The 24,920-nt window shown below is 58.4% G+C and carries 29 protein-coding genes and 2 tRNA genes; 13 read left to right on the forward strand and 18 right to left on the reverse strand.

The window, feature by feature from the left end; translation table 11 throughout:
* From KJA79_RS00085 to KJA79_RS00095, 3 genes are all read left to right on the forward strand, one after another.
* Positions 1 to 1,371, forward strand: coding sequence for a DUF4340 domain-containing protein (locus tag KJA79_RS00085; protein WP_213039976.1), 1,371 nt, complete (start codon positions 1 to 3; stop codon positions 1,369 to 1,371).
* Positions 1,372 to 1,452: 81 nt separating this feature from the next.
* A complete protein-coding gene (locus tag KJA79_RS00090; protein WP_213039977.1) occupies positions 1,453 to 1,869 on the forward strand; it encodes a hypothetical protein in 417 nt (138 codons plus the stop codon).
* Between the two features lie 108 nt (positions 1,870 to 1,977).
* Positions 1,978 to 2,054: transfer RNA gene (locus KJA79_RS00095), tRNA-Arg, on the forward strand.
* A gap of 5 nt (positions 2,055 to 2,059) precedes the next feature.
* Here KJA79_RS00095 and KJA79_RS00100 read toward each other — a convergent pair.
* The 5 genes from KJA79_RS00100 to KJA79_RS00120 form a co-directional block, all read right to left on the reverse strand.
* Positions 2,060 to 3,127 (reverse strand): tyrosine-type recombinase/integrase, encoded by a 1,068-nt coding sequence (locus KJA79_RS00100; protein ID WP_213039978.1) that lies wholly within the window; start codon positions 3,125 to 3,127, stop codon positions 2,060 to 2,062.
* Positions 3,114 to 3,422, reverse strand: coding sequence for a helix-turn-helix domain-containing protein (locus KJA79_RS00105; RefSeq protein WP_213039979.1), 309 nt, complete (start codon positions 3,420 to 3,422; stop codon positions 3,114 to 3,116). The genes KJA79_RS00100 and KJA79_RS00105 overlap by 14 nt, the downstream gene beginning before the upstream one ends.
* Positions 3,423 to 3,464: 42 nt before the next feature.
* Positions 3,465 to 4,472 (reverse strand): replication initiation factor domain-containing protein, encoded by a 1,008-nt coding sequence (locus tag KJA79_RS00110; protein ID WP_213039980.1) that lies wholly within the window; start codon positions 4,470 to 4,472, stop codon positions 3,465 to 3,467.
* Between the two features lie 525 nt (positions 4,473 to 4,997).
* Positions 4,998 to 5,408 (reverse strand): type II toxin-antitoxin system VapC family toxin, encoded by a 411-nt coding sequence (locus KJA79_RS00115; RefSeq protein WP_213039981.1) that lies wholly within the window; start codon positions 5,406 to 5,408, stop codon positions 4,998 to 5,000.
* The gene (locus tag KJA79_RS00120; protein ID WP_213039982.1) at positions 5,408 to 5,644 is read right to left on the reverse strand and encodes an antitoxin family protein; all 237 of its coding nucleotides are present in this window, start codon (positions 5,642 to 5,644) and stop codon (positions 5,408 to 5,410) included. Before KJA79_RS00120 ends, KJA79_RS00115 begins: the two co-directional genes overlap by 1 nt.
* Positions 5,645 to 5,963: 319 nt before the next feature.
* Between KJA79_RS00120 and KJA79_RS00125 the strand changes: the two genes are divergently transcribed.
* Both KJA79_RS00125 and KJA79_RS22910 read left to right on the forward strand, forming a co-directional pair.
* A complete protein-coding gene (locus KJA79_RS00125) occupies positions 5,964 to 6,662 on the forward strand; it encodes a hypothetical protein (RefSeq protein ID WP_213039983.1) in 699 nt (232 codons plus the stop codon).
* A 603-nt stretch (positions 6,663 to 7,265) separates the two neighbouring features.
* Positions 7,266 to 7,397: a hypothetical protein gene (locus KJA79_RS22910; protein WP_281412636.1), complete on the forward strand. Its 132-nt coding sequence runs from the start codon at positions 7,266 to 7,268 to the stop codon at positions 7,395 to 7,397.
* 229 nt (positions 7,398 to 7,626) lie between these two features.
* Here KJA79_RS22910 and KJA79_RS00130 read toward each other — a convergent pair whose 3' ends face one another.
* Complete coding sequence (locus KJA79_RS00130) at positions 7,627 to 7,776, reverse strand: hypothetical protein (protein WP_213039984.1); 150 nt, start codon at positions 7,774 to 7,776, stop codon at positions 7,627 to 7,629.
* Between the two features lie 172 nt (positions 7,777 to 7,948).
* On the opposite strand from KJA79_RS00130, the gene KJA79_RS00135 reads away from it, so the two are divergent.
* The 6 genes from KJA79_RS00135 to KJA79_RS00160 all read left to right on the forward strand — a co-directional run bounded on the left by KJA79_RS00135 (position 7,949) and on the right by KJA79_RS00160 (position 12,573).
* The gene (locus tag KJA79_RS00135) at positions 7,949 to 8,425 is read left to right on the forward strand and encodes a hypothetical protein (protein ID WP_213039985.1); all 477 of its coding nucleotides are present in this window, start codon (positions 7,949 to 7,951) and stop codon (positions 8,423 to 8,425) included.
* A 120-nt stretch (positions 8,426 to 8,545) separates the two neighbouring features.
* Positions 8,546 to 9,394, forward strand: a complete 849-nt coding sequence (locus KJA79_RS00140; protein WP_213039986.1) for a hypothetical protein — start codon at positions 8,546 to 8,548, stop codon at positions 9,392 to 9,394.
* Positions 9,395 to 9,434: 40 nt separating this feature from the next.
* On the forward strand, positions 9,435 to 9,929 hold the full coding sequence (locus KJA79_RS00145) for a response regulator (RefSeq protein ID WP_213039987.1): 495 nt from the start codon (positions 9,435 to 9,437) through the stop codon (positions 9,927 to 9,929).
* Between the two features lie 107 nt (positions 9,930 to 10,036).
* Positions 10,037 to 11,755 (forward strand): PD-(D/E)XK nuclease domain-containing protein, encoded by a 1,719-nt coding sequence (locus KJA79_RS00150; protein ID WP_213039988.1) that lies wholly within the window; start codon positions 10,037 to 10,039, stop codon positions 11,753 to 11,755.
* Positions 11,756 to 11,875: 120 nt separating this feature from the next.
* Positions 11,876 to 12,130, forward strand: coding sequence for an Lrp/AsnC ligand binding domain-containing protein (locus KJA79_RS00155; RefSeq protein ID WP_213039989.1), 255 nt, complete (start codon positions 11,876 to 11,878; stop codon positions 12,128 to 12,130).
* Positions 12,131 to 12,135: 5 nt separating this feature from the next.
* The gene (locus tag KJA79_RS00160) at positions 12,136 to 12,573 is read left to right on the forward strand and encodes a hypothetical protein (RefSeq protein ID WP_213039990.1); all 438 of its coding nucleotides are present in this window, start codon (positions 12,136 to 12,138) and stop codon (positions 12,571 to 12,573) included.
* A gap of 7 nt (positions 12,574 to 12,580) precedes the next feature.
* Here KJA79_RS00160 and KJA79_RS00165 read toward each other — a convergent pair whose 3' ends face one another.
* The 3 genes from KJA79_RS00165 to malQ all read right to left on the reverse strand — a co-directional run bounded on the left by KJA79_RS00165 (position 12,581) and on the right by malQ (position 17,570).
* Positions 12,581 to 13,975 (reverse strand): sigma-54-dependent transcriptional regulator, encoded by a 1,395-nt coding sequence (locus KJA79_RS00165; protein ID WP_213039991.1) that lies wholly within the window; start codon positions 13,973 to 13,975, stop codon positions 12,581 to 12,583.
* A gap of 13 nt (positions 13,976 to 13,988) precedes the next feature.
* Positions 13,989 to 15,140 carry a sensor histidine kinase gene (locus KJA79_RS00170; RefSeq protein ID WP_213039992.1) on the reverse strand — a complete coding sequence of 384 codons (1,152 nt, stop codon included), beginning with the start codon at positions 15,138 to 15,140 and terminating at the stop codon, positions 13,989 to 13,991.
* A gap of 168 nt (positions 15,141 to 15,308) precedes the next feature.
* On the reverse strand, positions 15,309 to 17,570 hold the full coding sequence (gene malQ, locus KJA79_RS00175) for a 4-alpha-glucanotransferase (RefSeq protein ID WP_213039993.1): 2,262 nt from the start codon (positions 17,568 to 17,570) through the stop codon (positions 15,309 to 15,311).
* Between the two features lie 178 nt (positions 17,571 to 17,748).
* Here malQ and KJA79_RS00180 point away from each other — a divergent pair, with 178 nt between their 5' ends.
* Positions 17,749 to 18,669, forward strand: a complete 921-nt coding sequence (locus KJA79_RS00180; RefSeq protein ID WP_213039994.1) for a DUF72 domain-containing protein — start codon at positions 17,749 to 17,751, stop codon at positions 18,667 to 18,669.
* An 85-nt stretch (positions 18,670 to 18,754) separates the two neighbouring features.
* Positions 18,755 to 19,486 carry a hypothetical protein gene (locus KJA79_RS00185; RefSeq protein ID WP_213039995.1) on the forward strand — a complete coding sequence of 244 codons (732 nt, stop codon included), beginning with the start codon at positions 18,755 to 18,757 and terminating at the stop codon, positions 19,484 to 19,486.
* A gap of 81 nt (positions 19,487 to 19,567) precedes the next feature.
* On the opposite strand, the gene KJA79_RS00190 is transcribed toward KJA79_RS00185, so the two are convergent.
* The 9 genes from KJA79_RS00190 to KJA79_RS00230 form a co-directional block, all read right to left on the reverse strand.
* Positions 19,568 to 20,404: an SPFH domain-containing protein gene (locus KJA79_RS00190; RefSeq protein WP_213039996.1), complete on the reverse strand. Its 837-nt coding sequence runs from the start codon at positions 20,402 to 20,404 to the stop codon at positions 19,568 to 19,570.
* Between the two features lie 201 nt (positions 20,405 to 20,605).
* Entirely contained in the window at positions 20,606 to 20,998 is a 393-nt protein-coding gene (locus KJA79_RS00195; RefSeq protein ID WP_213039997.1) for a c-type cytochrome, read from the reverse strand.
* A gap of 26 nt (positions 20,999 to 21,024) precedes the next feature.
* Positions 21,025 to 21,201 (reverse strand): hypothetical protein, encoded by a 177-nt coding sequence (locus tag KJA79_RS00200; RefSeq protein WP_213039998.1) that lies wholly within the window; start codon positions 21,199 to 21,201, stop codon positions 21,025 to 21,027.
* A gap of 44 nt (positions 21,202 to 21,245) precedes the next feature.
* Entirely contained in the window at positions 21,246 to 21,944 is a 699-nt protein-coding gene (gene queC / locus KJA79_RS00205; protein ID WP_213039999.1) for a 7-cyano-7-deazaguanine synthase QueC, read from the reverse strand.
* A 119-nt stretch (positions 21,945 to 22,063) separates the two neighbouring features.
* Positions 22,064 to 22,639, reverse strand: coding sequence for a TraR/DksA family transcriptional regulator (locus KJA79_RS00210; protein ID WP_246507308.1), 576 nt, complete (start codon positions 22,637 to 22,639; stop codon positions 22,064 to 22,066).
* Between the two features lie 105 nt (positions 22,640 to 22,744).
* Positions 22,745 to 23,260, reverse strand: a complete 516-nt coding sequence (locus tag KJA79_RS00215) for an adenine phosphoribosyltransferase (protein ID WP_213040000.1) — start codon at positions 23,258 to 23,260, stop codon at positions 22,745 to 22,747.
* A 24-nt stretch (positions 23,261 to 23,284) separates the two neighbouring features.
* Positions 23,285 to 24,283: a sigma-70 family RNA polymerase sigma factor gene (locus KJA79_RS00220; RefSeq protein ID WP_213040001.1), complete on the reverse strand. Its 999-nt coding sequence runs from the start codon at positions 24,281 to 24,283 to the stop codon at positions 23,285 to 23,287.
* Positions 24,284 to 24,297: 14 nt separating this feature from the next.
* Complete coding sequence (locus KJA79_RS00225; protein ID WP_213040002.1) at positions 24,298 to 24,585, reverse strand: acylphosphatase; 288 nt, start codon at positions 24,583 to 24,585, stop codon at positions 24,298 to 24,300.
* Between the two features lie 227 nt (positions 24,586 to 24,812).
* Positions 24,813 to 24,889 (reverse strand) — tRNA-Pro (locus tag KJA79_RS00230).
* Positions 24,890 to 24,920: the final 31 nt, after the last annotated feature.

Raw genomic sequence — 24,920 nt, forward strand, 5'->3', positions numbered from 1 at the left:
ATGGCGCGCTATTGGCCGACAGCACTTCTGGCAGGCGTCCTTGCAGGGCTTGGCCTGTACCTCTACTTCGTCGAACTCCCCGAGCAACGCACTGAACTCGTCACGGCCACACAGGCCAAACAAATCCTGCCGTTTGAGCAGGCCCAGATCAGCGCCTTACGGGTCCGCAGCCACTCCGGGGAAGTGGTCCTCAGCCAGCCCCCCGGCCGTCCATGGGGAATCACCGCGCCGATTCAAACTGACGCCGATCAACGTCAGGTTCAGGCCCTCCTCCGTGCACTCGTCACCGGGAAAGTCTCGCGACTCGTTGAAACCCACCCGGTCTCGTTGACGCCCTTTGGTCTGGATCATCCTTCCACAGTCGTGACCGTGACTGCGGGCGATCGCGAGGAAACCCTCTCCATCGGAGACGCCGGCCCTCTCTCGTCCACCCTCTACGTGCTCAGAGCGTCGGATGAGGCCGTACTGCTGACCGATCTGGCACCGAAAGACTTTTTGAACCGGACCCTGCTTTCCTTCAGGCGAAAAGAGTTGTTGCAGTTCAATCAACAGGACACGGAGCAACTCCGTCTCACCTACCCAACGACGGAAATCGTGCTCCACGGGATTGAAGAGAAGCCGAAGAAAAAATGGCGCATCCGCTACCCCATCGAGGCGGAGGCGGATCGTACAGAAGTCCAAGCCCTCCTCTTTCGTTTGGAAGATCTCAAGGCCCTAGCCATCATTGATCCCGGGCCTGAACGGGACAAACTCACACCCTCACTGACCAAGCCCAAGGTGAAAGTCACGGTGCATGCGGCCGGAACCGACCAGGTCGTTCGCCTGTTTCAACCCGATCCAGCCAGCGGCGAGGCCTATGCGCAAACCAATCCGGACGGTCCCATTTATAAAATTAGTCCCTCTGTCATTAAGGAGCTGACGAAAGACCTGTTTGCCCTACAGGACAAGCGGTTACTTGGAGTCGATACGGGCGACATTGCGCTGCTCTCCATTAAAACACGAGAGGAGCAGTACACCTTGGTTCATGACCGCGATGGATGGATGTTGGAGGATCAGCCGATGGAAAAACTGCGGCAAGACGTCGCCGACCTTCTCGTCAGCCGGATCGTGAACCTGCCTGCCGAGGAACGTGTCCTCAAACAAGTCGGTCCACTGGCTCCCTATGGACTCGTCGCGCCGGTCGCCGAATTTGTCGCCACGGGGAAAGACGGTCGTGTGGCCGGCCGCCTGGCCCTCGGTAATCAATCGGGAGGATTGGTCTATGCTATTGGCCACCGAATACCCGGCGTCTTCCAGGTTCGCCCCGACCTACTCACTCAGATCCCCTCCCGGTTGGCCCTGCTCGCCAACGGCCCGGAAACACCGCCCTAAACCGCCGCCAGAGGTGTTTCCAGGAAGAGGAGGAGTATGCTACTGTGCGCCCATTCGCTCTTGATCAAGGAGGATCCTTCAATGATGTACTCGCGCTCTCACGGTGCCGTTGTTCTGTCTTTATCCCTACTCCTGCTCAGTGCCTGCGCCACGGAACAGACCACAACCAGCAGCGGATCGACACAAGCTGCCTCGGCGGGTGGATCGATGGGCGCCGCAACACAAGCCTACGATTCTCTCCAGTCCTGCCTCAGCCGCATTCCATCCGGAGGCACGACCGGAAATCGCATGATCGCTGAAGAAAGCTGTCGCCGCGATGACGCACTCCGCCAGGCCATCGCGGGGAACGCCGCCGCCAAGAGCGGTAACCGCGCCGCAGCGGGTGCAGCCGGCGATAGTTTGGAAGCCTGCATGGCACGTATCCCCAAAGACGGGTCAGCGGGTCAGCGGATGTTAGCCGAAGAGAGCTGCAAGCGCGACCAAGCCAACCAACGGTAAGCGGACGGTCTAGTTTGATCCGTGACGCGCCTCCGAAGGTGATCACGCCCCTTCGGAGGCCTGCCTTGCTGTAGACAATCTTATCCGCTTTCAGTATCGTACGACGACGCCCCCGTAGCTCAGTTGGATAGAGCAGCGGTTTCCTAAACCGCGGGTCGCACGTTCAATTCGTGTCGGGGGCACCAATTTTTCAACAGGTTAGCGAAACCTGCTCTGGCCGAATCCCCGCTTGTGCTAAATTTGTGCTAAACGCCCTTCCCTCATCGAAAATCGCCACTCCATCCCGCAAACTTTCCGGATAATGATGCGCATACCGCTGAGTCATCATCGGCGACTTATGCCCCAGAATCCGTTGGACCTTGTACAAGTCCACACCGGCCTGCACCATGCGAGTCGCACAGGTATGGCGCAGATCATGGAACCGGAAATCCGACACCTGGCCATGCTTGAGCGCTAACCGGAAACTCCGTCGTAGGTTGGGAGCATCCAAGGGTGTGCGTGCCGCGCTCGTAAACACTAACTCCGAATCCATGCGGCGGCTGGCCTTGTTCTGAAGCGCCTGCACGAGCGTGTGACTGAGCGGAATCGTTCGCCGCTCCCCGTTCTTCGATTTAAACACCGTAGCGGTTCGTCGATTAAGGTCCACCCCGGCCCATGTGAGATTCAGAATTTCCCCACATCGCATCCCGGTATGGATCGCGAACACGATCACTTCCTGTAACCACGGTGCTGAAGCCGCAAGGAGACGTCGTTCCTCCTCACATGTCAGCCATCGATCCCGCGTGTTGTTCTCCCGTTCCATGGATACCCGGCACACCGGATTGTCCTTGGTCCATTCCCATTCGCGACAGGCCAGATTGAAGGCCTTCTTCATGAGCGCCAATTCGCGATTGATCGTGGCCGGTGTGACCCCATCCGCGTACCGTTTGTTCTTATAGGCGACGATCGTTTTGGGTGTCACGTGTTCCAACTTGGGATTGCCAAAATGCGCGGTCAGATTCGTGACCATGTTCACATAGCGACGGTAGCCCGACCGTCGACTGGCATGCTCCCGCAAATACCGATCCATCAACTCTCGGAATGTCCTGGCTTCCTCTTTGGGCTTGTCAAAGTACTTTCCTTCCACGATCTGCACCTTGACTTTGCTGAGGATGGCTTCGGCCAACTTCTTGTCCGAGGTTTCGGTCGATCGGCGCACTTGCTGCCCTTGAAACGTAAACGACATCCACCAAATATTGTTTCGTTTAACGAGCCCCATGCTGCTCCTCCTTCATGCGTGGGCTCGGTGTGATGGTTTCCCCGTGGCGAGTATAGACCTCGGATTTCGCCGCTTCAATGAGCTGGTCGAGGTCGCGGGTGTCGTCGTGAGTCGGCAGTGGGAACGGCTTGCCGGGACCAACTTCAAAGCTCTTCAGCCAAGCCTGAATCGCCTCAGGCTCAAAGCGGACGAGGCCATGAATCCGGCGGCACGGGATTTTGTTCTCTGACACCCAGAGGTAGAGTGTGGATTGTTTGATATTGAGCCACGCTGAGAGTTCTTTGACGGTGAGCATGTGCAGATCCACCGGGGGAGTCTCTCGACACCCCCAGTCCCCCTAACATGGGCTGCCCGCGTGACCGCCGGCAGTCCGGTGAAACCGATTGGGTGGTTGTTTGAGCAAATTGCGATGTCGGTCTTTCCACCGAGCAATGCCCCTGACAATTTCGTTCAGTAGCCATTCTTCCTCTCCAGGGGTGGCACAAATGACCGCCAGCATTGGCGTCAGGGTGTCGCTCACCCATCGTTTTACATTCTGCAGGGTCTGCACCTGCGTCTCCTGGGCTAATCGCCCCTTTTGAAATCCCTCCGTCAGAAGGGCGTACCACTCCAACACTGGAGCCCGGTACCGTTCTTCATCCTCGGCATCCTTCGGGATCTGCCGGAAATCCACATAGGACCGGAGTAAGCCGATCACCAACTCCTTCCAGTCGGCTTCGTCTAAGGTGGCCAATGCGCGGGCGCACTGTTCGGCCCGATCCTTCTTGAATTCCAATTCCCACCGCGTCCCATACTCCTCCCAATTCTCCTGTCCCTTGCTCTGGAGTTCGAGGCGCTTGTCATAGATGCGCAAAAGGGTCTGACTCTGCGGACTCCCGAAATACATGGTCTCGCCCGTGGTCGCTCCGGTCCCATGCGTCAGCTTGGAGACGATATGCCGGACCTGAGCCGCCCTTGTGACGCATTGGCCTGCCGAGACGGCTTCTCGGATGGTCGCCACCGGCACCGTGCCCGCTCGGTCATCCAGCGCGCAGTCAATCCGAGTGACGTGACCTTGTTGGGCATGGACCCACTGGAGCAGGGTGCGGATCTGATCCCGTGTCAGGGCGGACGCGAGGCCGCCCGACAGATCCACATGGATTTCATTCGGACGACGAGGGGCATTGGTGCCCAGTTTGCCGACCCCGCGCAGACCGTCTGCTCTCATCCAGGACAAGGGATAGCCTCGGAAGCCGCCTTTCGCCTTACTCCAGTCGCCACCCAAAACCCGCATGGTCTCTTGAGGATTGCTGGCCAGGACCGTAAACGCCAGCCAGTCTATGGAGAGAGTGAAGCTCGAATCCATGGAACCTATCGAACTCCTGTACGGAGCGCTGTAGGTAGCGCCCCCGTGTTACCAAGACGGGGGCCATTCCGGTCCGCCCCGCAGCCTATCGGCATGCGGCGCGGACCGGCTTTGCCTCCCGGCCACGGACAAAGGTGTTGCTGTATGACGCGCTCCGACTCGGACATTTGCACCTTCTTGTGAGCCCTGCTCTAGTTCGTCTCACCCTAGGCGAATTCCCGGAACAAAGCCAAGGCCCCGGAAGAGGTCACTAGGGGACACGAGGGGACAGCAGAGGACAGATTGTGTGACAGCTCAGACGCAAAAGGAAGTGAGCATAAGGAGGCGTATGTGCGCTTTCGTGCGCTCAGAGCGGCAATTGTGCGCATCGTTCAGAGCCAGAACATCGAGCAAAAAAATCGGCTCGTTTTTGCTACCTGCGCAAAAAAAGTTTGGAAGGCATTACGCGCCTTCTGGGATGGGATCAGCGGAGAGTGAAGCCGTGAAGTCTGCTCGTCGTAAGGAAGCAGGCTCGCTGGGTTAGATTTACCGTTTCCAGCTTTCAACGCTGAGGCCAGCGATGCGTTGGAAGTGAGCAAGGTTGTTGGTGATCAAGGGACGTTGCGCCTCTAGAGCGGTAGCGGCAATGAGGAGATCGGCATCGGGCAGCAAGGTTCCCTGTCGATGGAGGTCGCCGTATAACGTCGCCGCACGCTCCACGACTTGGTCGGTGATCGGGAGAATGGGACTGGCTTGGCAGAGCAACGTGAAGGCCGCCTCTTGAGCCCGTGCCTGTTTCGCCTTCAGTCCTCGCAGGAGTTCATAGCGCGTGATGATCGAGAAGGCCAGCCGCTCGTGCTCCGCCAGATAGTTCCGCACCCGCTGCACGACGAGAGGATGTTGCTTGAGGAGTTCAGAAAGAATATCAGTATCGAGCAGAACGGCGGGTTGCGACATTAGGCAGCCGGCTCACGGAAGAAATGCTGCCGATCCAATGCGATGGACTCGACCTGCGTGATCTCATCGGCACTAAGCCCTTGATAGACCTGCGCCGCACGCCGCAGAATTTCGTCCGCACCAAGCGCAAGCTCGGTATCAACAGTGACCTGGACTTCCGCGTCATCGGTCAACGCAAGAGGTTCCAGCGGCTGCAACACTCCGTCATGATAGCGGGCTTTGATTGTCTGTCGCATCGGAAAACCCTCCCCCCTGCATTCGCCCATCCGCGGCACTGCATCGGTAGAGCCTATTCTACTCAAACGGCGTCCAAATCTCACCACTTGTCGCACGACCGCCCATTAACCTGCAAAATGAGTTGGGCCGTCGCTAGTCCTGACTGACGGTCTCAGGGAAGGGGTTCACCCCAAAACACTGTGCTAAATTTGTGCTAAATAGTTTTAAGAAGGGGTTCAATTTATTGAACCAACTGACGACACGAAATCTCCTCGAAGCGTTAGAAGCACCGAGATTCCCCCATATGTTCTTTCTCGATTTCTAATTCCAGCAAGTCAGATGAACGCTATTAATTACAAAGGTGCATCCCCGATTTATTGGAAGGCCTATTTGATCCTTTTGATGATAGGCAGTCTTTTTAACATTGGAGGCTGTGTTGCGATTGGCCATGGCACATACAGCTGGCCAACTTTTGTTGGAGGTAGCGAAGATGATGATGGAAAAGAATATCCCGTTCTAAATCTGGCAGGAATAGCGATTCGTGTAGTTGCTCACAATGATGATTCATTCGGTTTGATCGGACCTGTGGTCCCTTTCATTCCCATTTGGGAGCACACTGGTGGTTCTCCATTTTGGATAGGCGTCCATCTTAACCCGGAGGTTAAGGAATTCGTTTTCGATCCATTTCAGGTCGGTCTAGCGCTGGAGGGAGGGCAACTATTGCTTCCTGAAAGATTTACCGGACCATTCATGGCCACAGAAGACGATCCTACGAGATTTTGCTCCGGAATTTTTGATCCTGAATTTCACAAAAGCGAGCACGCCACTTTTTTCGTGATCGGCGAGATGTGCTTTGGGATTGCCTTCAACATCATCACTCCAAAGCCAGATGCCAAGTTTTCTGTACTAATTGACGGTCTTGAGCAGAAAGAACGGTCTGTGAGTGTGCCGAAAATTACATTTGGCAAGAAGGAGCGGGGAGGCTGGTCCATTTGCCTCAGTGGCTCAGTTTGCACAGAGCATTGGACAACGAGATGAAAGACACTTGAGCACTAATGGTCTGAGAATTCGATTCGCATGCCTGTGCTAAATTTGTGCTAAAAATTTTCAAAACCGACCACTACCCCTCGAATCCATCGAATCAGTGGAACGCGCACAAGTATCTGTTTTGGCAGTCAAAAATGGGGAAACCATTGATACACCGAGCGTTTTAAAATCTGTCCCGGCCTGTTTCCTAAACCGCGGGTCGCACGTTCAATTCGTGTCGGGGGCACCAACCTTACCTCTCCTGTTCCTTGCGATAATTCTCTTCCATATCCCACGCATCCAAGACGGGTGAGGCCTTTGCTCAGGGATGTCAGCCATAAAACAACTCTCCATTCAACTCTACGAGGCCGAAGAGCACTCCTGCTAAGAATTCTCGCGTAGATTGCCGTCCCTTTCGCACGACTACCCTTAGGCCTTCAGGCTCAGCGTAAAATGTTCTCATTGCACAGTTCTCTCCCTCCACTTTCGACTCCAGAACCGACACTTGTGGAATAATCGGGATAGAAGGACTGCAAAATCAACAGTTTACCAAAACACCCGAGAACGGTACTGAGCTTGCAAAAGCGACTCCACATAACAAAAGGAGTCCCTATCATGATTGAGTTCCCGCTGATCCTCATAGGTTATGCACTGCTGCCGATCATTGCCTTCCAGCTGATGATCATGGCCGACCGTCCTCAAGAGAACGGCGAGCAAAACGCCTTTCCGCAGGTCGAGATCCTGTAAGCCTGCGGCGGCTCTGCCGACCATGAGCAGAGCCGCCGCCTTGCCGGGCAGCAACGGGCCCCCGCCGAAAAGGCTTCTGATCAACGCTCACGAAGAACGATTCCTCTCCACCCTCCGCAATCAGACATCCCTACACCATCGCTCACATATACGTACATGAGGGTATGGCCACGCTCCCGGAAGCAGCCCATTGTCCCTCGACGAATCAGGCAGACGTAGGTAGAATTGTTCATGTATAATGCGCGCAGACAATGATCGCGGCATCCTCCACACCGCACAAACGGTTCCTCATGAACACCCCTGTCACCAGAACGACTTCCAGCATATCCACCGCACAGAAATCCGTGAACCCGATGAACCTGCTCGCTTGCCTGGTCATGCTCCTTCTCCTCACGGCCGGGTGCCACGGATATTCTCGCCTGGAGATCCCGACGACGGATGGATTCCATTCAAAACTGCCTGCTCCATACACCCGAGCGGTAGTCTGGGGCGGACGACCCGACACCGTACAAAGCGCGAGCACCTGGCTCCTGAAAAGAGGCCTCCTGGTTGTGGACCAGACAAAGGTCCTACAGGCCGCAGCTGACCAGAAGGTGAGTCTGACGGGATATCAATACCTCGAAACTGATGTATTGCGAATGGCCAAACTCGTCGGTGCACGCTTGGTCGTCTTCAGCAATGCAGAGGTCGGGTCGTGGGAAGCCCTTGATTGGAGTGCGGGGATTCCGCACAGCCAACGTGTGTATTCAGCCACCATCTCCTTACGGGCGGTTGACGTGAATACAGGGGAAATCGAGTGGAGCGGCAAGGCCCAATCCACTGAACGGTTCAGCAACATCGAGGAAGGTATCAGCCTGCTCACTTGCCATGCCTTGGCCACCGCGTGGGGCATGCGTAACCCCGGGGCGACTGCGCCGGAAAACGTGTGCCCCCAGGGATCAGGCGTCATGGTGACCGAAACACACAGACCAGTAGCGAATCCAACCTCTTCCGGCCGGGAAAACCTCACTCCCCCAATGAACAATTAGCAGGATTTTCACTCCTCACTGTCTCCCTCTGTGCGAAAACGCGCTCTTTCTGTCGATTTTCCACCCCAGGCGTTATACTGGTCACGTGACACGCGTCACATTTCTCGACCGCAGACACGTATGGCCTATCGCCTGCCCATTCTGCTTCAGACCCTCTGTCTCGTCTGTCCTCTGCTCGCCGGGGCCGCAGAACATCGCCCGTTTTGGACGGAGCAGGCCCTGTTTCATTTCGGGGACGATGTGTTCTTTACCGGCCGATCTTCATGTGCGCCATCCATTGAAGAAGGACGTCAGCGTGCCTACCTCGCCGCAGTTCAGGAAGTCAGAAACTTTACCCGCGCCAAGGAAATCGAAGGGTTTCCCTTGGATACCCAGATGATTTTTGAAGACGCCCGTCCCGCAGACTGCGCCCAGGGATTCGTGACCGTTTGGCGATTACTGCGAGCCCCGCGTGCAGCACTAGAGTCGCTCGCAAAACGCCCTGCCCCTGGAAAACCGGCGGACATTTCCCCGATCCTTGCGCAGGTCACGGCAATCCGCAACCTCACGCCGCGCGTGGGCATGCTGCGGGACGAGGTCTGGAGCCGTTACGGCTTGCCACGATCGATCTGGGCGCGACCGGAACAAGGCGAACTGATTTGGGACTATGCGCAATTCGGACTGACCATCGTGTTCAACCAGGATGATGTGCTGACACGCTGGCGCCTGAACGGCCCGCATTCACGGTCCAGTGAGGGAACCACATCGCCCGCCCCGCAGGAGCCGCCGACGGGAACAGATCTGCCGACCATCGACCTCACAACCCGGCTCCAACAACTCGAAGAACAGCAGGACCAGGAACGCCGTCGGGCAGCCCGTCGCTATTGCGCGCTACGTTTTGCGGAGGTGCCCGACGCGCTACGCCCAAAACCCGGCGCGTGCGAGCAGCGGGAATACGAACGGCTGAAGGAGCAACATCCCCGATTCTGACGAGACAAGCAGGTATTACCGTCCCGAGCAGGAGACCGTCATGGCTACAGAACCAGCGCCGCACTCGACCATCCTTATCGTCGACGACGATCCCACAACAATTCTGTTGGCCACCAAACCACTGCAACTTGCCGGCCACACAGTACTGCAAGCCCCGGGAAGCGCTGAAGCCCTTCGGCTCTACACCGAACACCCACAGCCGATTCATCTCATCCTCACAGACATCTTTCTTCCTCCCCCCGACTTCCAACTCTCCGTCGAGAAGAATCCCTACCCCAGAGTCAATGGTCTCGAGATGGTCGACCTGCTGCTTGAGAAAAAACGAGACATCCGAATCATTCTCATGTCCAGCACTCCAGGACCAGACCTGTGCAGTCGTGGCCTCATTCGGGAGGGATTACCCTTCCTGAATAAGCCCTTTACCAGCGAGGTGTTGCTGACGCTGATCCATGAGACATTGGCCGGCCCTCCTACCACACAGAGCCCTCCGAAGCCTTCTGCATCCGGCAAGGCCGAGGTCGAATGGGTCGACTGACTGCCATCACGCCCCCGCATCTCACGATCGGCAACGAGTAAATGCAGGGATTGCTTGTCAGGCAACACCCCCTCGGATAGACTTTTCTCACAAGAGGGATATGTCGCATGGCACGAGCAAAAGCAACAGAGCCGCTACGCAGCAAGACAAAACCGAACGCCGTTGAAGAGCTCACCCGCGGCGTCGCCACGCTCCGGGAGTTAAGCGTCCAGATCGAGGATCTGAGCCGGGATGGATTCCCCTACCGTGAAGCCGTCCGCGCGAGAACCGAACTCTCCTTTCGTGAAACGATCCGTCGATTATTCGGTGAAAAATCCCCCGAGTATCAGGCGCACAAGAATCACAAACTGAGAGTCGGTAGTCGCGCAGAATCCGCACAGAGCACCGCGCTCTTGAAGGAATTCATCGCGGCGCTTGAGATTCAAAAAGCTGAGTTACTCGGCCTCAAGCCGGATGAAGTCATCGCCGTCGTCCAGGCAGAGCCCGATCGTCCATCGCTGACTGTAGTTCCGCTCACCACCCCGCCTGACTCCCCCACAGCGCCGAACGCAATGGAGCCTGTCTCGCTTGCGGCCGTCTCTGTTCCTAGTCCCCCTGCTCCAGCCGTCAGAGCGACGGCCACCATCAACCCACTTCCCTCGTTCCCCTCGACGACCTCCGCAGCCGCACTGGTTGTCGTCCCTTCCACACCAATGCCGGTCACGGACGCTTCACCTCAGTCTAGGCCCGACGCGCCAACACCTCGCTCGATTCAGCCACCGCCCTCAATCGGCCCAACATCAGTTGAAACCACCGTGGCGCCACACGCAAGCATGGCACAGCCGCCAGTCTCGACACCGCCGGTCACCATCAGTGCCGACCCGGCAACGCCGCCACCGACAGCCAGTTCCACAGCCAGGGCGGCAGCAGATGCCCCCATTCCCACAAGAACAATTCCTCCTGTCGCGCCGACCGTGAGCGCTATCCCTCACGGGACCATTCCACCTGTTCCCCATACAACGTTGCGCCCGCGGCCCGCGACATCCGTCAGCACCGAATCTCCGACACCGACTCAGCCGGCCGCGATGCACACAATCGCTCAAGCGCCGACGGCCGCTCCGATTCCTGCGTCACCCCAACCCGCAGCCCCATCGTTGCCTGCAGCCCTGGCCGGATCAGATGATGTTCCTGCTCCCGACATTCGAACCGAGGCTCCGATCATTCAGCCGGCGGCGCCGGCACCGGCCAGCTCAATTCACGCACCAAAGCAGGAACCGACTGCGCCTTCATCTGCTGCATCGGTAACCACGCCGGTCCAACCATCCTCGCCCGCATCGACTCAGAGCCCGGTTCCAGAGAAGGCGCAAGACGTCAAACTCCACGTCGAACAGGGAACGCTGGGCATACTAAGGAGGGTCTGCGCCCGATTTCACCTCGTCGCGCGCCAACTCAGGCTCCGAAAAGAATATCGTCCCACACTCGAAATCAACGATGAGTATGATCTTCAGGACCTGTTTTATGCCCTTCTGCGCTTGCAGTTTGATGAGGTGGGCACGGAGGACTGGTCCCCAGCCTATGCGAACGGCGCACATCGGACCAGCTATCTGCTCGACTGGGATAACACGGTAGTGGTCGTCAAACAAACTCGTTCAGGCCTGTCGAGCAAGGACTTGGCCGAACAGGTTGCGGCAGATAAGGTCCACTATTCCGCTCGACCCAATGGAACCACGCTGCTGTGCTTCATTTATGACCCGGAAGGACGGGTGGGAAACCCTCGTGGCCTGGAGACCGATTTGACCTCCACAGAGGAAACGTACCGAGTCGAGGTGATCGTCGCGCCGAAATAACACGTGGCCCCGCCCCCTCGGCAGGCGTTTTATTGACTTCATCCGGACCAATCCGATAGGTTTCGACTCGCGGAACGGCCTCGCCGCCTGTCCGCACTAGTTCAAGGGAGATTCCCCCCTATGTCCGACCGAGCCTACGTCTTGATCAACGTCCATCCCGGACAAACCGCCGACGTCGTGAAAGCCCTGTCTGACATCAAAGAGATCAAACAAATCGACCCCTGCTGGGGCAAGCCGGACATCTTCACAATCGTTGAAATTCCTCATCAAGACGCCTTGACCCAGCTGGTATTGGCGAGGATTCACGCCATCCCCGGTGTCGATCAGACCGACACGCACATGGTCTATCGACTGCAGGAAGGCAAGCCAAAATGAGCCGGATGCTGCCATCTCGTGCGGCCATTCTCCTTGTAGCAGCGGTCGCTGGCTGTGCAGGCAGCCCTGCCGCCCCGGAGCCGGATGTGATGGACGTTACGCTCCACGCTCCCATCGAACAGGTCAAAGCTGCAGTGGCCGATGTGCTTTCCCAGGAAGGCTATACGGTCGCCCAGGATGATTCCGGCAATGTGACGACGGGCATGAGGCAGGAAATCAGAAGTCCATGGAACTGGTTGCTGCGCTGGAGGTTCGGAGTGGGCAAGAGCCGGGTGGAAGCACGCGTCGTCCCGCAGGACGAATCGACGACCCGGCTGCGGCTGCAAGTATTTCACCGTGGGAAAGACGGACTCTTCGACACGTGGGAAGATGCGGAAACGCCTCTGCCGCAGAGCGCCGCGAATGAAATTCGCCGGATCAAAAACGCCCTGCGATTATTATAAACTGGGGCTATTTGTCGTCGCCCTCCTCGCCGAAATCCAGGCCGAACCGCTCCGCCATCCGGTATAACGTTCGCCGATCAATCCCGAGAATCTTCGCTGCCTTGACCTTGTTGCCTCGTGTCTCCTTGAGCACACGGGAGAGATGCCGCTTTTCCACCTCGTCCAGGGTCAGTAAGGCTTCGGGATCTGTGTCCCCACGACTCTCCTTGCGCGTCGCCGATGGATCAGGCTCAGCACGAATGGCTTCTGGTAGATCTTCAGGCAGCAACAGCGGTCCATGACTGAGCGAGACTGCCCGCTCGACGGCGTTTTCCAACTCACGCACATTGCCCGGCCAATGGTAACGCTTGAGCAGGATCATGGTTTCCGGCGTAAACCCCCGCACATGCGACCCTTGTTTGGCATATTTCTGTAAAAAGTGGTGGGCCAGCATCGGAATGTCTTCCTGCCGCTCAGCTAAGGACGGAAGCGCAATCCGTACCACATTCAGGCGATAATACAAATCATCGCGGAACTTTCCGTCCTTCACCTGGGCGGCCAGATCGCGATTGGTGGCGGCGATAATGCGTACGTCGACTTTCACCGAGGACGTACTCCCGACACGCCGAACCTCATGCTCCTGCATCACACGCAACAGTTTGACCTGGAGCGCCTGGCCAAGATCTCCGATCTCATCAAGAAACAGGGTGCCGCCGTTGGCCGCTTCAAACAAGCCGGCCTTAGCGCCGACCGCTCCCGTGAACGCCCCCTTTTCGTATCCGAACATTTCAGATTCCAGGAGATGATCGGGCAACGCCCCGCAGTTCACGGGGATGAAGGGCTTGTCGCGACGCGGACTATTGAGATGCACCGCTCGCGCGATCAATTCCTTGCCGGTTCCACTTTCTCCTTCGATCAGCACCGTGCTCCGCCCGTCCGAGACTCGAGCGACGAGTTTATACACCTCCAGCATGGCCGGGCTGCTGCCAACCAGGTGCGACCAGGGTTCACGCGCTCGCGCATCCTCACGGAATCGGGCATTCTCCCGCACCAGCCGGCAATGCTCCAAACTTCGTTGGACGACCAGGCGGATATCGTCCTTCTTGAAGGGTTTCGCCAGATAATCATACGCACCCTGCTTGATCGCCTCGATCGCCCCTTCCAATGAGCCGAACGCGGTGAGCAACACAATCGACGTATCCGGACTAAACCGCTTGAATTCCTTCAGCACCAGGAACCCGTCGCCTTGCTCCATGCGAATGTCGGTCAACACGACGTCCGGGAGGACGTGCCGACCACGTTCCACGGCAGCCTGGCCGCTGGAAAAGGCCTCGACCTCATACCCCTCCTTTGCGAGCGCTTCGGCCAGCAACGCACGCGCCGCGTCATCATCGTCGACCACAAACAGTTTTGCCTGACTCATCAGCGTTCTGCTCCTACGTTGCAGCTGACTCCGACGGCATGCCGGGAAGCACCACCGTCACCGTTGTCCCTGTTCCCAATTCACTCTCCAGCGTCAACTGACCGCCATGGGCGACAACGGCCTCGCGACTGAGAAAGAGCCCCAACCCTGTCCCCTTGCCGATCGCCTTGGTCGTAAAAAACGGCTGAAAGGCCCTTTCCAGGTTTTCCCGTGGCATGCCGCATCCCGAATCGGCCACGACGAGCATGACCACGGTGTCGAGATCGGACCGGCCCGTGCAGGCGGCGCGCTCCCGTTCGTCCGCCGACGCCGGCCGCATCGCCACAGTGACCGTCACCTGCCCTCCCGTCCCGGTGGCAGCCAACGCATTGGTGAGAAGATTGACAAGCACCTGGTGGATCTTCTCGGCATCGGCCCAGGCCAATAGCGCTGGGGCCACCTCCGAGTGAAGCGCCACCCCCTTGGCGTGATAACCAGGCTCCATCAGGGCGATGACCGGCTCGATTAGGCGTTCAGCCGGATACCATGTCGGCTCCGGCTTGCGCTGTCTGGTGGAGGAGAGCAGATCTTGAATGATGCGCACCACCCGATTCAACTGCTCCTCGATAATGCCGATACGCTTCTGCATCTCGGGGGTAACGCCGGGCTCCTCCGCCAATGCCTCCACATGCCAGGCAATGGAGTGCAAGGGCGTTCCGACTTCGTGTGCGACCGACGCCACCAACTGCCCCACCGTCGCCAATCGTTCCGATCGTGCCAGCTTGTCCTTAATCTCCACCAGCTGGGTATTCGCCCGAAGCAGATGTTCCGTCTGCGTTGCCAATGCGGCCTGTGCCGCCTCTTCGCGGGCCTTGCGCTCCTCCCAGGTCACGCCGAGATAGGCCACGCCCGTCAAGACACACACCACCATAATGCGGTTAAACACGACCGTCGTGAAACGTTCCTTTTTCTTGGCCGGCTGAAACAATCCAACAAACGTCACCAGAATACACAAGGCCAGGGTCACGATCATGAGCCCACGATTTCGCACCGTGGCCACTAACAGAATCGGCAACACGAACCCGAACGCCCCCACCACATTCAACGGGAACATCCATTCCATCACTGTGACAATGAGGAACAATAGTGCAGCGATGACCAGGACCACCTGGTTTCGGTTCTTCATGGCCACTCCCTGCCCGACAGGGAGAAGGGTCCTGCAGACCGATCAATGCGCATCAAACCGTTCCTATGGATAGGGAAAACACTGACTGGGGGGCGACACTCGGATGGGGCGGGAAGGAGCCCCTCACGAGACGGGAAGGAACGGGACCGGACACGCATTCCTTGCCCGCTAGCTGGATCCGACGGAAGGCCGAAGCGTTCGCACGGCAGCAGCGAGAGCTTGTACACGTTCATCCCGTTGGAGGTCCTCCAGCGACAACGACAGTTTACGCGACCAATTGGGATAGGCATCCACGGTCCCGGGCAGGTTCATTTGTGTCACTTCACCGATCACGTCGTCAAGATTGGCCATGACCACCCAAGCCGGCGACATCGCCAGATACACATGCATCGCCCGACAGAGATCCGGCGTCATGACCGGAACATGCTCCGGCTGTTCACTGACCCCGGCCGGCAAGACGCCCATCCCTTTGAGCGCCGTGAGGATGTGATGTTTATCCCGGGCCCGTTCCTCGAACGCCTGCTGGACCGCCTGTTCATGCGCATACATGCCGAGCCTGGCCCGCAACCGAATGTCCTCTCCGATCCAATAGCCGGTCAACGTAGGGAGATCGTGGGTGGTGACGACCGCGAGGGACTGTTCAGGGTAGGACGACGGGGGCTTGTAGGAGCCATCCCAGTTTCGTTCGAAATACAACACCCGGTATGAGAGTACCTTGTAGCGGGCCAACTGTTCGCGCACATAGTCCGGTACGGTTCCTAAATCTTCTCCGATCACCAACGTCTGTGCACGTGTACTCTCCAGCGCCAGAATCCGCAACAGATCCTCCGCCGGATACTGCACATAGGCGCCCGCCGCAGCGGTCATTCCCCGCGGGACCCAGAACAGGCGGAACAGGGTCATAACATGGTCGATCCGAATCGCCCCGCCCTGTCGAAACGTTTTCCGCAGCAATTCGATAAACGATCGGTATCCTGTTGCCTTCAGACGTAACGGATTGAACGGAGCGAATCCCCAATTCTGGCCTTGAGGCGCGAACGCATCCGGCGGGGCCCCGCAGTCCGTGCCCAACGCCAGGACATCCTGCAGCATCCAGGCCTCCGCTCCGTTTCGATCGCTGCCGAGCGCGAGGTCAGGGTACAGTCCGACCACCATCTGCACCTGTTCGGCACGAGTATTGGCGGCTCTGAGTTGATCGGCGGCCACCCATTGCATGTACTGAAAAAACCGGACCCGCTTGCGATGTCGTCTGGCAAACTCACGCAACGCCTGAGAATCGGCATTGCGATACTGGGGCGGCCACTCCGGCCACAGCCTGTGTGTTTGCTCGATCAGGCGCCGATCTTCGTCCAGCACCTGGAACAACGCAAACCGTTCAAGCGACTCCCCTTCATCGCGAATAAACCGTTCCAACAACCACCCGCGCGCACTCGTCGGTTGCAAAGCAGGTTCGGTCCCCGCGTAATTGTCAGTGAGAAATTGGCGGTAGGCGAGATCCAGCATCCTCCGTTTTGCCTGAGCCACGGACTCGGAATCCACCCAATCAGCCGTGCGCGCCCGCTCTAATGTTTGTTGAAACTCGGGGCTCTGTTTCACACGCTGTGCCTCAGCCGAGGCGTGATATTCCGGTAGCCGGTCGAGATCGATGTAGAGTTCGTTGAGGAACAGACGGCTCGTGGGCGAATAGGGACTGAGATGGTGCGGGCGTGAATTCTTCAAGGCGTGCAAGGGATTCAGACCGACGATGCCTGCGCCCAGCTCCCTGCCGGCCCATTCAACCAACCGGGCAAGATCCGTGAAATCGCCGACGCCCCAGTTGGTCCGCGAGCGCAAGGAGTAGAGTTGTACGGCCACGCCCCAGACACGAGAACCGCGGGCAATACCTTCCGGCACATAACAATGCGCCGGCGCCACCACCACACGGAGGGCCCCCTTCGTTGGCACTGTACATCCTATGCTCGTAACCGAGAGGTCGTAATACCCGAGCGTCAGATCGGACACCAGCGGCACCTCGACGCGCACCATCCGCCGCCCCAACAGGAATCGAACGTCCTGGGGCTGCAGGCCAGGCCCGGCCTCTCCGCGATGAACAGTGGTGCCCTTTTCGTCGGTCAACTGCCACGCGACAGCCAGATGCGGCTCTTCGTCCACCTCGACCGGAAGACGGCAGGTCCACACCGTGGGACCGTAGCCCTGCTGGAGGATGAGAATCGGATCGCACACCTGTTGCCAGGGCGCCTCGTCCCACTCGAGCAGAGCCCGCGTCAGCGACTCGCGCGACGCCACATCAAACCCCATGGCGGAGAGGATGGCGCGACGGGTGTCGTCGCTCGTAACGTGAAGCGTACCGGCGATATCGTGATAGTCGGAACAGATACCGGCTCGCGAGGCGAGCAGGCGAAGCAGGTCTTGCTCAGTGCCGTCGTACATGGTGTCGAGCGAGTGTGAGTGAAGACCTCCATCAAGTCAAGGCATCCTACGTTTTTCCGCAGGGTTGCGATAGAATTCGCCGCATGCACCTCATCCAAGATCGACAGCAGCCTCCACGACAGCCGAGCAGGCAACCGTTCAAGGCCAGCATACACACACGCGTCGAGGCGTGGACTCTATGATGGACCTCGCACATGTCCGTTTCGGAACCAGTTCCTGGGCCTATGAGGGCTGGCAAGGGCAGGTGTACCGTCGTACCTATACCGTCGGCCGCTTTTCTAAAGATAGCCTCGCCGAGTATGCCGCCTATGCGCCCGCCGGGCCACCACTGTTCCGCACGGTCGGCATCGACCACACCTTCTATCGTCCCGCGACGCCCGCGCAACTTGCTAACTACGCGGCCCAGGTTCCTTCCGATTTTCACTTCTGCTCCAAAGTGTGGGAAGAGCTCACCATCCCAACTTATGCCAACCTTTCGCGCTACGGCGTCAAGGCCGGCAAAGCAAACCCACGTTTTCTCGACGTGACTGCCTTTCATGATCTGGTGCTGCAACCGTTTATCGAAGACTTGTCTGGACGCGTTGGCCCGTTCATCTTCGAGTTTCAGCGCAGCGGTCTCGACCCGGAGCCGTTCCTGGACGCACTCGACAAATTCCTCGCAAAGCTTTCGCCCGGACATCCCTATGCCGTGGAAATTAGAAATCCCGCGTTGCTCAGCCCACGGTATCGAGATATTCTGCACGCCCACGGCGTAGCACATACGTACAACCATTGGACGGGGATGCCACCGCTCCTCATGCAGCATCGACTGCTGGGAGAACGGTTCACCGCCGCTTTTCTGGTGATGCGCCTGCTGACGCCCCTCGGACTTCGGTACGCTTCAGCCGTAGAACGGTATGCCCCGTACAACCGGATCGTCACCGCCCAGCCGCAGATGCGCCGGGACGCCGCCTCCCTGATTCACGCCGCAGCCTCGCAGCAGGTTATGCCCTATGTGTTGGTCAACAATCGTTCGGAGGGCAACGCTCCGCTGACGATTCAAGCCATCGTGGAAGCGTTGAGGGCGATTCCCGATTCAGCCGCATTGCCGCCACCCTGACCGCGTGGTAGCATAATCTCACGCAGCCCGTGAGGCCTGACTACCGCACGATGTAGACCTTGCGATTAAGAGGGAGGTGACTCATATGACTCCATGGTTGTCACGGACAGGGGGCGGAACCCTCCTCGCAATCACCCTTCACAGCCTGATACTCGTCGCGCCGGCCCAGGCCTCTTCTGACAACGGTCTGGTAGAAATCACCGGCGATTATCGGTACGCCCTCCATCAGCCGGAAACTCTGGCTGAGGCCAAGCAGCACGCCTGCACGGAAGCCCTGCATCAGGCTGTCAGCAACTCGATCGCGGTGAAAGAACGCACTGCTTCCCTGGTGGATTCGACCTTCTTTCACCGGCTGATTCACACCCTCGCCACGCAACATGTGTCCGACCAGCAAATCGTGCAGCAGAGCGAGCAGGGCCGCACGGTGTATTGCAAGATCAAGGCGCTTTTCCATGCCGACGCCGTCGACCGGGTCCTACACACCCAGACTTCAAGCGGAACCGACCAGGTTTTGGACCAGAATCGGGCGCTGAGGATTCTCAGCGCGCGTGAGGACACGGACGGCACGCTCGTCGTCACTTATCAAGCACTCAAACGCCTCGATTGGTTGGGAACCGCCTATCAAGGGGGGCTTCGCGAATCAGCCGATGTGATGGTGGATTTTTATGACGAGCAGGGAATACTCATCCGGAGCAGTCGGCATCCGGCCAGAAAAACCGCGACGGGCGATGATGTGATGAATCCCGGCGAAGTAGGGACGCTCAGAATCGCCAAACCGCTGAACGCAAAAAGCTACCGGGTGTGGGTGGTGAAGTAACGATCCATCGCGGAAGCCAAGCCGGAACCGACCCGGCTTGGCCCACCGCTCTACAAGCTTCGCGACAGCCTGTTGTTCCCGCTACCGATCAGTCCCTGACGACGGCATATTGATGCCGACCCGCTCCAATCCCATGATGACGGTCAACGCCGTCGGCGCATGCTGCACAATTTCTTTCTGCACCTCGATGCGGCGCAGATCGACAAATTCTGGGGCGGTCAATCCCAATGATTCACGATAGGCACGGTCTGCGATACCGCGCTGTTTTTCCGCCTTTTCACGCGCCTCTTCCGCCTTTTGAAACTCCACCATCGTGATCTTGCGCTGCTCCTGCACGATGGTCTGCGTCGTCTGTTCGACCACGCCTTTGGGCGGAAGAATGCTTCCGACCACGACCCGGTTAAGTCGAATCGGCATGTTCTGCTTATCAATGAGCTTATTTTGCACCTCGCGTGCAATCGCGTCTTGAAGCTTTGTTCTCGTCGTGGGGTCCGTGGTCAACTGAAAGAGCGGATACCGTTGCACCTCTTCACGGACAAAGGTCCGGAAGGCTTCTTTTACGTTATTCTGATACCAGGTAGTTCCGTAGCGACCGATGAGTTCAGGGGAGCGCCCTTCCACGACGTTAGCAATCAAAAACGCGTCGAACGACACTGGTGCATTCTCGGCGGAAATAATGTCGAAGTGCTCCGAATACTGCAGCGGCCGGACGTCCACCTCAATCACCTTCGTCGTGGGCGCCACCCAGACGCGACCGGTCTTGGAGGGTGACGGGTCAATCCCTCCGTGGCCGAAGAAGAACGGCTGCTCAACCATCACGCCCTCATGACCCGCCTCGATCGCCACACAGCCCGAGATCGACAACGATGCCCCGACGATCCCCAGCACGCCCAACATGAACCAGGCTCCCTGTCGCATAGGTTCCTCCTGTGAAAAGGCCTCGCCCACGAACCAAGCCGCCTTGCGGTCCAGGCGGGTGTGAACGGCCTCGTTTGGCCATGTATCTACCTTACGAACCGCACGCGCAGCTTGTCAAACGGAGGGAGCGGAGCCTGGAGGCCGACGGGAAAGCACAGGGATGAGAGGAGAGGATGGAACAGAACAGGTAGGCAACGCGGGTCAGTATATGCCTGCCTCGCGTTGCAACCAGCGTACATATCGGATGATCTGCTCCACATCCGCCGGTGTCACGCCTTCAATCTTCGGCATATTCCCGAACTCCCAATGATGCGCGCGTACGCCGTTCTCCGCCGCACGGTGGAAAGCCATATCGGCATGATGGTTTGGCTCATAGATTTTATGAACAAGCGGCGGACCCTGTTTGGTTCCGACACCACGGACACCATGACAGGCGGCACAATTGGCGGCAAATTTCCCTTCGCCGACTTGCACATCAGCCGGTGTGACTCCTCCGGCCGGCTTAGCCGCATCCTGATTGGTCGCATTCGATTCGCAGGCGACCAACGCCGCTACCATCACCGCAACACCGGTCCCCACCATCCAGGCCTTCATCGACATACTCCTCCCCATCATCTGCCTCATCGCGGTGGCTCCGAGGGTGGCGTCGCCGATTGACCGGACTGAGATTGGTGCATTTGCTCGCGCAACAACTGTGTTGTACGGTTCAGGGTCAGGCGGCGATAGAGCCGGGCCCCGATCGGGGTCACGATCACCAGCGCAATGATGAGATACATAAAAAACTCTTCAGGCGTCATCGGTCCATCTCTCCCGACTCGGGCACGCGCGCTCTCACTGTTTGTTACAGTATCGCATAGGGGACGGGATCCTCAACTCCCGCCTGACGAAAACCTTCTCGGCGAATCCGACAACTGTCGCATCGGCCGCAAGCGACCCCATCGACACCGGGGTCATAACAGCTATGCGTCAGCTCAAATGGAACGTTGAGCTCCTGCCCCCGGCGCACGATCTCTGCCTTGGAAAGCATCAAGAGCGGTGCGCGTACCTCGATCGCCCGCCCCTCGACGCCCATCTTCGTCCCAAGCCTGGCGACCGCTTCAAACGCACGGATAAACTCCGGGCGGCAATCCGGGTAGCCGGAATAATCCAGCACATTGGCACCGAAATAGATCGCCTGTGCCTGAAGGGTTTCGGCATGCGCCAAGGCCAGCGAGAGAAAGATGGTATTACGTGCCGGAACGTAGGTGATCGGGATCTCGCCCGCTCGTTCCCGCTCCGTGCGATCTTTCGGCACCGCCAGATCGGCCGTCAGGGCGGAACCACCGAGGGCTCGAAGGTCGACCGTCACGATCACATGGCCTCCCGCACCCAATGCCGCCGCGACGGCCTGAGCACGCAGTACTTCCACCCCATGACGCTGCCCGTAGGAGACGGTCAGGCAGTGAATGCGAAAACCGTCCTGCTGCGCGATGGCGGCCGTCACGGTGGAATCCAATCCACCACTCAGCAACACCACTGCATTCGACTGGGGATGAGTCATAGGTGCAGGCACGAGAACCGGAGACCACGGAGGTCCGGTGCCGGAGAAGGAGCACCTGTGCGATCACAGGCGCAAGACGTGAGGGCAAACCGAAGCAGGATCGGCACGACGCGAGCGCGCTAGTCTCGATCCTCTTCCTTCTCGATCTTCTCGAGCAGTTCCTGTTGCGACTGACACTGGACACAGAGTTTCGCGAACGGCACGGCCTCCAGGCGCTTTTCGCTGACTTCGATGCCACATTCTGCGCAAATGCCGTAGGTTCCCTCGCTGAGTCTGGTCAACGCCTCATCGATCGCCTGCCGCTTCCTATTGCGCATCTCCATGAGCGAGATACCGAGTTCGCGATCCAAGTCCATAAGGGCTTGATCGCCCACGTCACGGGCCGATTCCAACCGGCGTTGCTGATCCTCCGTCAGCGACTGGCCGAGGTTGCCCTCGATCTCTCGCATAATCTCCTGACGCTTGCCGAGCAGCATTCGCTGCAAGACCTCGCGCCGGCGCTGACGTTCTTCTTTTTCTTTTGGCGTTTCTTTCTGCGTCAACGCAGCCACCACGCGCGCGGCTACGCTGTCTTCATCTTTTTCCGTCATAGCTGTTACTGGAGCCGGACGCTCTTTCTTCACGGGTTTCTCAGGAGCGATGGCTTTGGCTTTCGTGGTTGGTGTTTTTTTCTTCGCGCCGACTTTCGTCGCCATAGAGTCTCATGCCCTTTCGTGATGAGTGCAAGGCGAAAAAGTTTGGCAGGTATATCACGCTATAGATCGTTTGACAAGTACCCGATTCCCCAAGATCTTGGGTGTTCAGGGGTAGATGAGCATAGAATGCACGTTGTACCCGGTCAGCCGGTCACGCCCCTTCAGACCTTTCAGTTCGATAAGGAAATCCAGGCCCGCAATCTCTCCACCGAGTTGGCGCACAAGGTCCACCGTTGCGGCCGCCGTGCCACCGGTCGCCAGCAAGTCGTCCACGATCAGCACGCGCTCTCCGGCCGAGACGGCATCCCGATGGATCGCCAATACGCTGGACCCGTATTCCAGGTTATATTCCACCTCATAGATATCTGCCGGCAATTTGCCTGGCTTCCGAACAGGGACAAACCCGGCCCCAAGACGGGCCGCCAGGGTGCCGCCGAGAATGAATCCACGCGATTCGATGCCGATCACCTTCGCGATACCCTGGCCGTCATAACGGGCGGCAAGGTCATCGGCAATGGCACGGAAGGCTTGAGGGTTTTTGAGAAGGGTGGTGATGTCGTAGAACAGAATACCGGGCTTAGGAAAGTCGGGGACTTCTCGAATGAGGGCCTTGTAATTCATGGGTGTGGGGGCATCGGGACGTCCTCATAAGAGATCCGCCCGCTTCATAGTTTTCCGTTCAATGATTCCGCGGAGCCGGGCCAGCGCGGCAGATTCGATCTGACGAACCCGCTCACGAGTCAGCCCCATTTCTTGGCCGATCTCTTCTAACGTCCGCGACTCCGCGCCGTCAAGTCCAAACCGAGCCAGAATCACCGTATGCTCCTTTTCCGGCAGCTCGTTGACCCAGGCCATCAGTTCGGCCCGCCGCATCACGCCTTCGGCGGTATCGGCAGGGGTGAGACAGAGCGGGTCCTCGATGACATCCCGGAGAAAGGTGTCCTGACGGTCGCTGATGGGACTATCCAGCGAGCAGGTGGTGCGAACCAGTTGCTTGAGGTCGTCGACCTCCGCGACACTGATTTTCAGTTTCGCCGCGACTTCCTCGGCCAGCGGCTCCCGCCCGTGTTCATGAACCAGCTGCTCCACCTTGGCCAGGTAGCGATTCAACCGTTCAACCACATGCACCGGCAATCTGACCAGCTTCCCCTGGTTGATGATGGCCCGTTCGATAAACTGGCGGATCCACCAGGACGCATAGGTACTGAACCGGAACCCGCGCTTGTAGTTGAACTTCTCGACCGCCTTGATCAGCCCCAGATTGCCTTCTTCGACGATATCGGCAAAAGGGAATCCTCGGTTCATGTAGCGCTTCCCGATGCTAATCACCAACCGGAGATTCGCTTCGATCATCTCCTGCCGGGCGGCTTCGTCGCCCGCCATGACCCGCTTGCCCAGCGCTTGCTCCTGCTTAAAATTCAGCAGGGTCGACTTGCGCACCTCGCGCAGATAACTCTTGATCGTGTCCAAGCCTTCCGCGCGTCCGGATTCCGACGAACGGCGTTCACCGCCCGGCTCGCTCGCGTCCACATGGCCCTGCGAGTCCGCCTCCTCTTCCTCATCTCCCCGCACCACACGCGGGCGGCGAGCCGAAACCGGCGGATTCATCTCGGTGTCCTGTCGCATGGTTGCACGTCGAGCCATAACGTCGTTACCTGTTACCGAATCGTAAAGTCGTGATACCGGCCCGTGGCGTTGCCCCATTCGACTTGCACCTGGGTCACACGCGCCCCCACCGGCCCCCGCTTGAGATCCGTCAGAAATTCCTCCAGGACATTCCGACTTCCCTCAACATCCACCGCCACCTGCCCGCTATCCAGATTTTCCACTCCGCCGGTCAGTCCGCGCGAGGCAGCCATGCGACAGGTGAACGCGCGATAGCCCACACCTTGCACACGACCACTCACCAAGATTTTTGCCCGCACGGCTTCGCCGGTTTCCGTCATCGGGCCACAACTCCCTGGGCACGGACATTTTCGCAGAGCGAGAATCGCGTCTTGACCAGGATACTCTCACAGCGGCTAGATGGCGTCACGCGATTTAGTAGTTTGCGCGGCACGTCCACGCTCTTGCTGCTCCCTTATCGGCAGGGATCGCACAAAGCATGAGTGCTCGACGCGGAGGACCCTTCCGCGGGCTGAGTCGTTGACACTGGATAGGAGAAGAAGCGGTTTGGTCGGGGCGAGAGGATTTGAACCTCCGACCCCTGCGTCCCGAACGCAGTGCGCTACCGGGCTGCGCTACGCCCCGACCGGGCGGATCAGAAAACGGAGAGCGGATT

It is taken from the genome of Nitrospira defluvii (assembly GCF_905220995.1).
Classification (GTDB): Bacteria; Nitrospirota; Nitrospiria; order Nitrospirales; family Nitrospiraceae; genus Nitrospira_A; species Nitrospira_A defluvii_C.

Excerpts from the sequence above, each read along its gene's own strand:
- KJA79_RS00100 (WP_213039978.1), bottom strand. The coding sequence starts at position 3,127 with ATGGGGCTCGTTAAACGAAACAATATTTGGTGGATGTCGTTTACGTTT.
- KJA79_RS00200 (WP_213039998.1), bottom strand. The coding sequence starts at position 21,201 with ATGACGCCTGAAGAGTTTTTTATGTATCTCATCATTGCGCTGGTGATC.
- KJA79_RS00130 (WP_213039984.1), bottom strand. The coding sequence starts at position 7,776 with ATGACCAGGCAAGCGAGCAGGTTCATCGGGTTCACGGATTTCTGTGCG.
- queC (WP_213039999.1), bottom strand. The coding sequence starts at position 21,944 with ATGACTCATCCCCAGTCGAATGCAGTGGTGTTGCTGAGTGGTGGATTG.
- KJA79_RS00220 (WP_213040001.1), bottom strand. The coding sequence starts at position 24,283 with ATGGCTCGACGTGCAACCATGCGACAGGACACCGAGATGAATCCGCCG.
- KJA79_RS00210 (WP_246507308.1), bottom strand. The coding sequence starts at position 22,639 with ATGGCGACGAAAGTCGGCGCGAAGAAAAAAACACCAACCACGAAAGCC.
- KJA79_RS00105 (WP_213039979.1), bottom strand. The coding sequence starts at position 3,422 with ATGCTCACCGTCAAAGAACTCTCAGCGTGGCTCAATATCAAACAATCC.
- KJA79_RS00225 (WP_213040002.1), bottom strand. The coding sequence starts at position 24,585 with ATGACGGAAACCGGCGAAGCCGTGCGGGCAAAAATCTTGGTGAGTGGT.
- KJA79_RS00125 (WP_213039983.1), top strand. The coding sequence starts at position 5,964 with ATGAACGCTATTAATTACAAAGGTGCATCCCCGATTTATTGGAAGGCC.
- KJA79_RS00185 (WP_213039995.1), top strand. The coding sequence starts at position 18,755 with ATGACTCCATGGTTGTCACGGACAGGGGGCGGAACCCTCCTCGCAATC.
- KJA79_RS00160 (WP_213039990.1), top strand. The coding sequence starts at position 12,136 with ATGCTGCCATCTCGTGCGGCCATTCTCCTTGTAGCAGCGGTCGCTGGC.
- KJA79_RS00150 (WP_213039988.1), top strand. The coding sequence starts at position 10,037 with ATGGCACGAGCAAAAGCAACAGAGCCGCTACGCAGCAAGACAAAACCG.
- KJA79_RS00110 (WP_213039980.1), bottom strand. The coding sequence starts at position 4,472 with ATGGATTCGAGCTTCACTCTCTCCATAGACTGGCTGGCGTTTACGGTC.
- KJA79_RS00120 (WP_213039982.1), bottom strand. The coding sequence starts at position 5,644 with ATGCGACAGACAATCAAAGCCCGCTATCATGACGGAGTGTTGCAGCCG.
- KJA79_RS00145 (WP_213039987.1), top strand. The coding sequence starts at position 9,435 with ATGGCTACAGAACCAGCGCCGCACTCGACCATCCTTATCGTCGACGAC.
- KJA79_RS00190 (WP_213039996.1), bottom strand. The coding sequence starts at position 20,404 with ATGCGACAGGGAGCCTGGTTCATGTTGGGCGTGCTGGGGATCGTCGGG.
- KJA79_RS22910 (WP_281412636.1), top strand. The coding sequence starts at position 7,266 with ATGATTGAGTTCCCGCTGATCCTCATAGGTTATGCACTGCTGCCGATC.
- KJA79_RS00215 (WP_213040000.1), bottom strand. The coding sequence starts at position 23,260 with ATGAATTACAAGGCCCTCATTCGAGAAGTCCCCGACTTTCCTAAGCCC.
- KJA79_RS00115 (WP_213039981.1), bottom strand. The coding sequence starts at position 5,408 with ATGTCGCAACCCGCCGTTCTGCTCGATACTGATATTCTTTCTGAACTC.
- KJA79_RS00085 (WP_213039976.1), top strand. The coding sequence starts at position 1 with ATGGCGCGCTATTGGCCGACAGCACTTCTGGCAGGCGTCCTTGCAGGG.
- KJA79_RS00140 (WP_213039986.1), top strand. The coding sequence starts at position 8,546 with ATGGCCTATCGCCTGCCCATTCTGCTTCAGACCCTCTGTCTCGTCTGT.
- KJA79_RS00165 (WP_213039991.1), bottom strand. The coding sequence starts at position 13,975 with ATGAGTCAGGCAAAACTGTTTGTGGTCGACGATGATGACGCGGCGCGT.
- KJA79_RS00180 (WP_213039994.1), top strand. The coding sequence starts at position 17,749 with ATGATGGACCTCGCACATGTCCGTTTCGGAACCAGTTCCTGGGCCTAT.
- KJA79_RS00195 (WP_213039997.1), bottom strand. The coding sequence starts at position 20,998 with ATGAAGGCCTGGATGGTGGGGACCGGTGTTGCGGTGATGGTAGCGGCG.
- KJA79_RS00090 (WP_213039977.1), top strand. The coding sequence starts at position 1,453 with ATGATGTACTCGCGCTCTCACGGTGCCGTTGTTCTGTCTTTATCCCTA.
- malQ (WP_213039993.1), bottom strand. The coding sequence starts at position 17,570 with ATGTACGACGGCACTGAGCAAGACCTGCTTCGCCTGCTCGCCTCGCGA.
- KJA79_RS00170 (WP_213039992.1), bottom strand. The coding sequence starts at position 15,140 with ATGAAGAACCGAAACCAGGTGGTCCTGGTCATCGCTGCACTATTGTTC.
- KJA79_RS00155 (WP_213039989.1), top strand. The coding sequence starts at position 11,876 with ATGTCCGACCGAGCCTACGTCTTGATCAACGTCCATCCCGGACAAACC.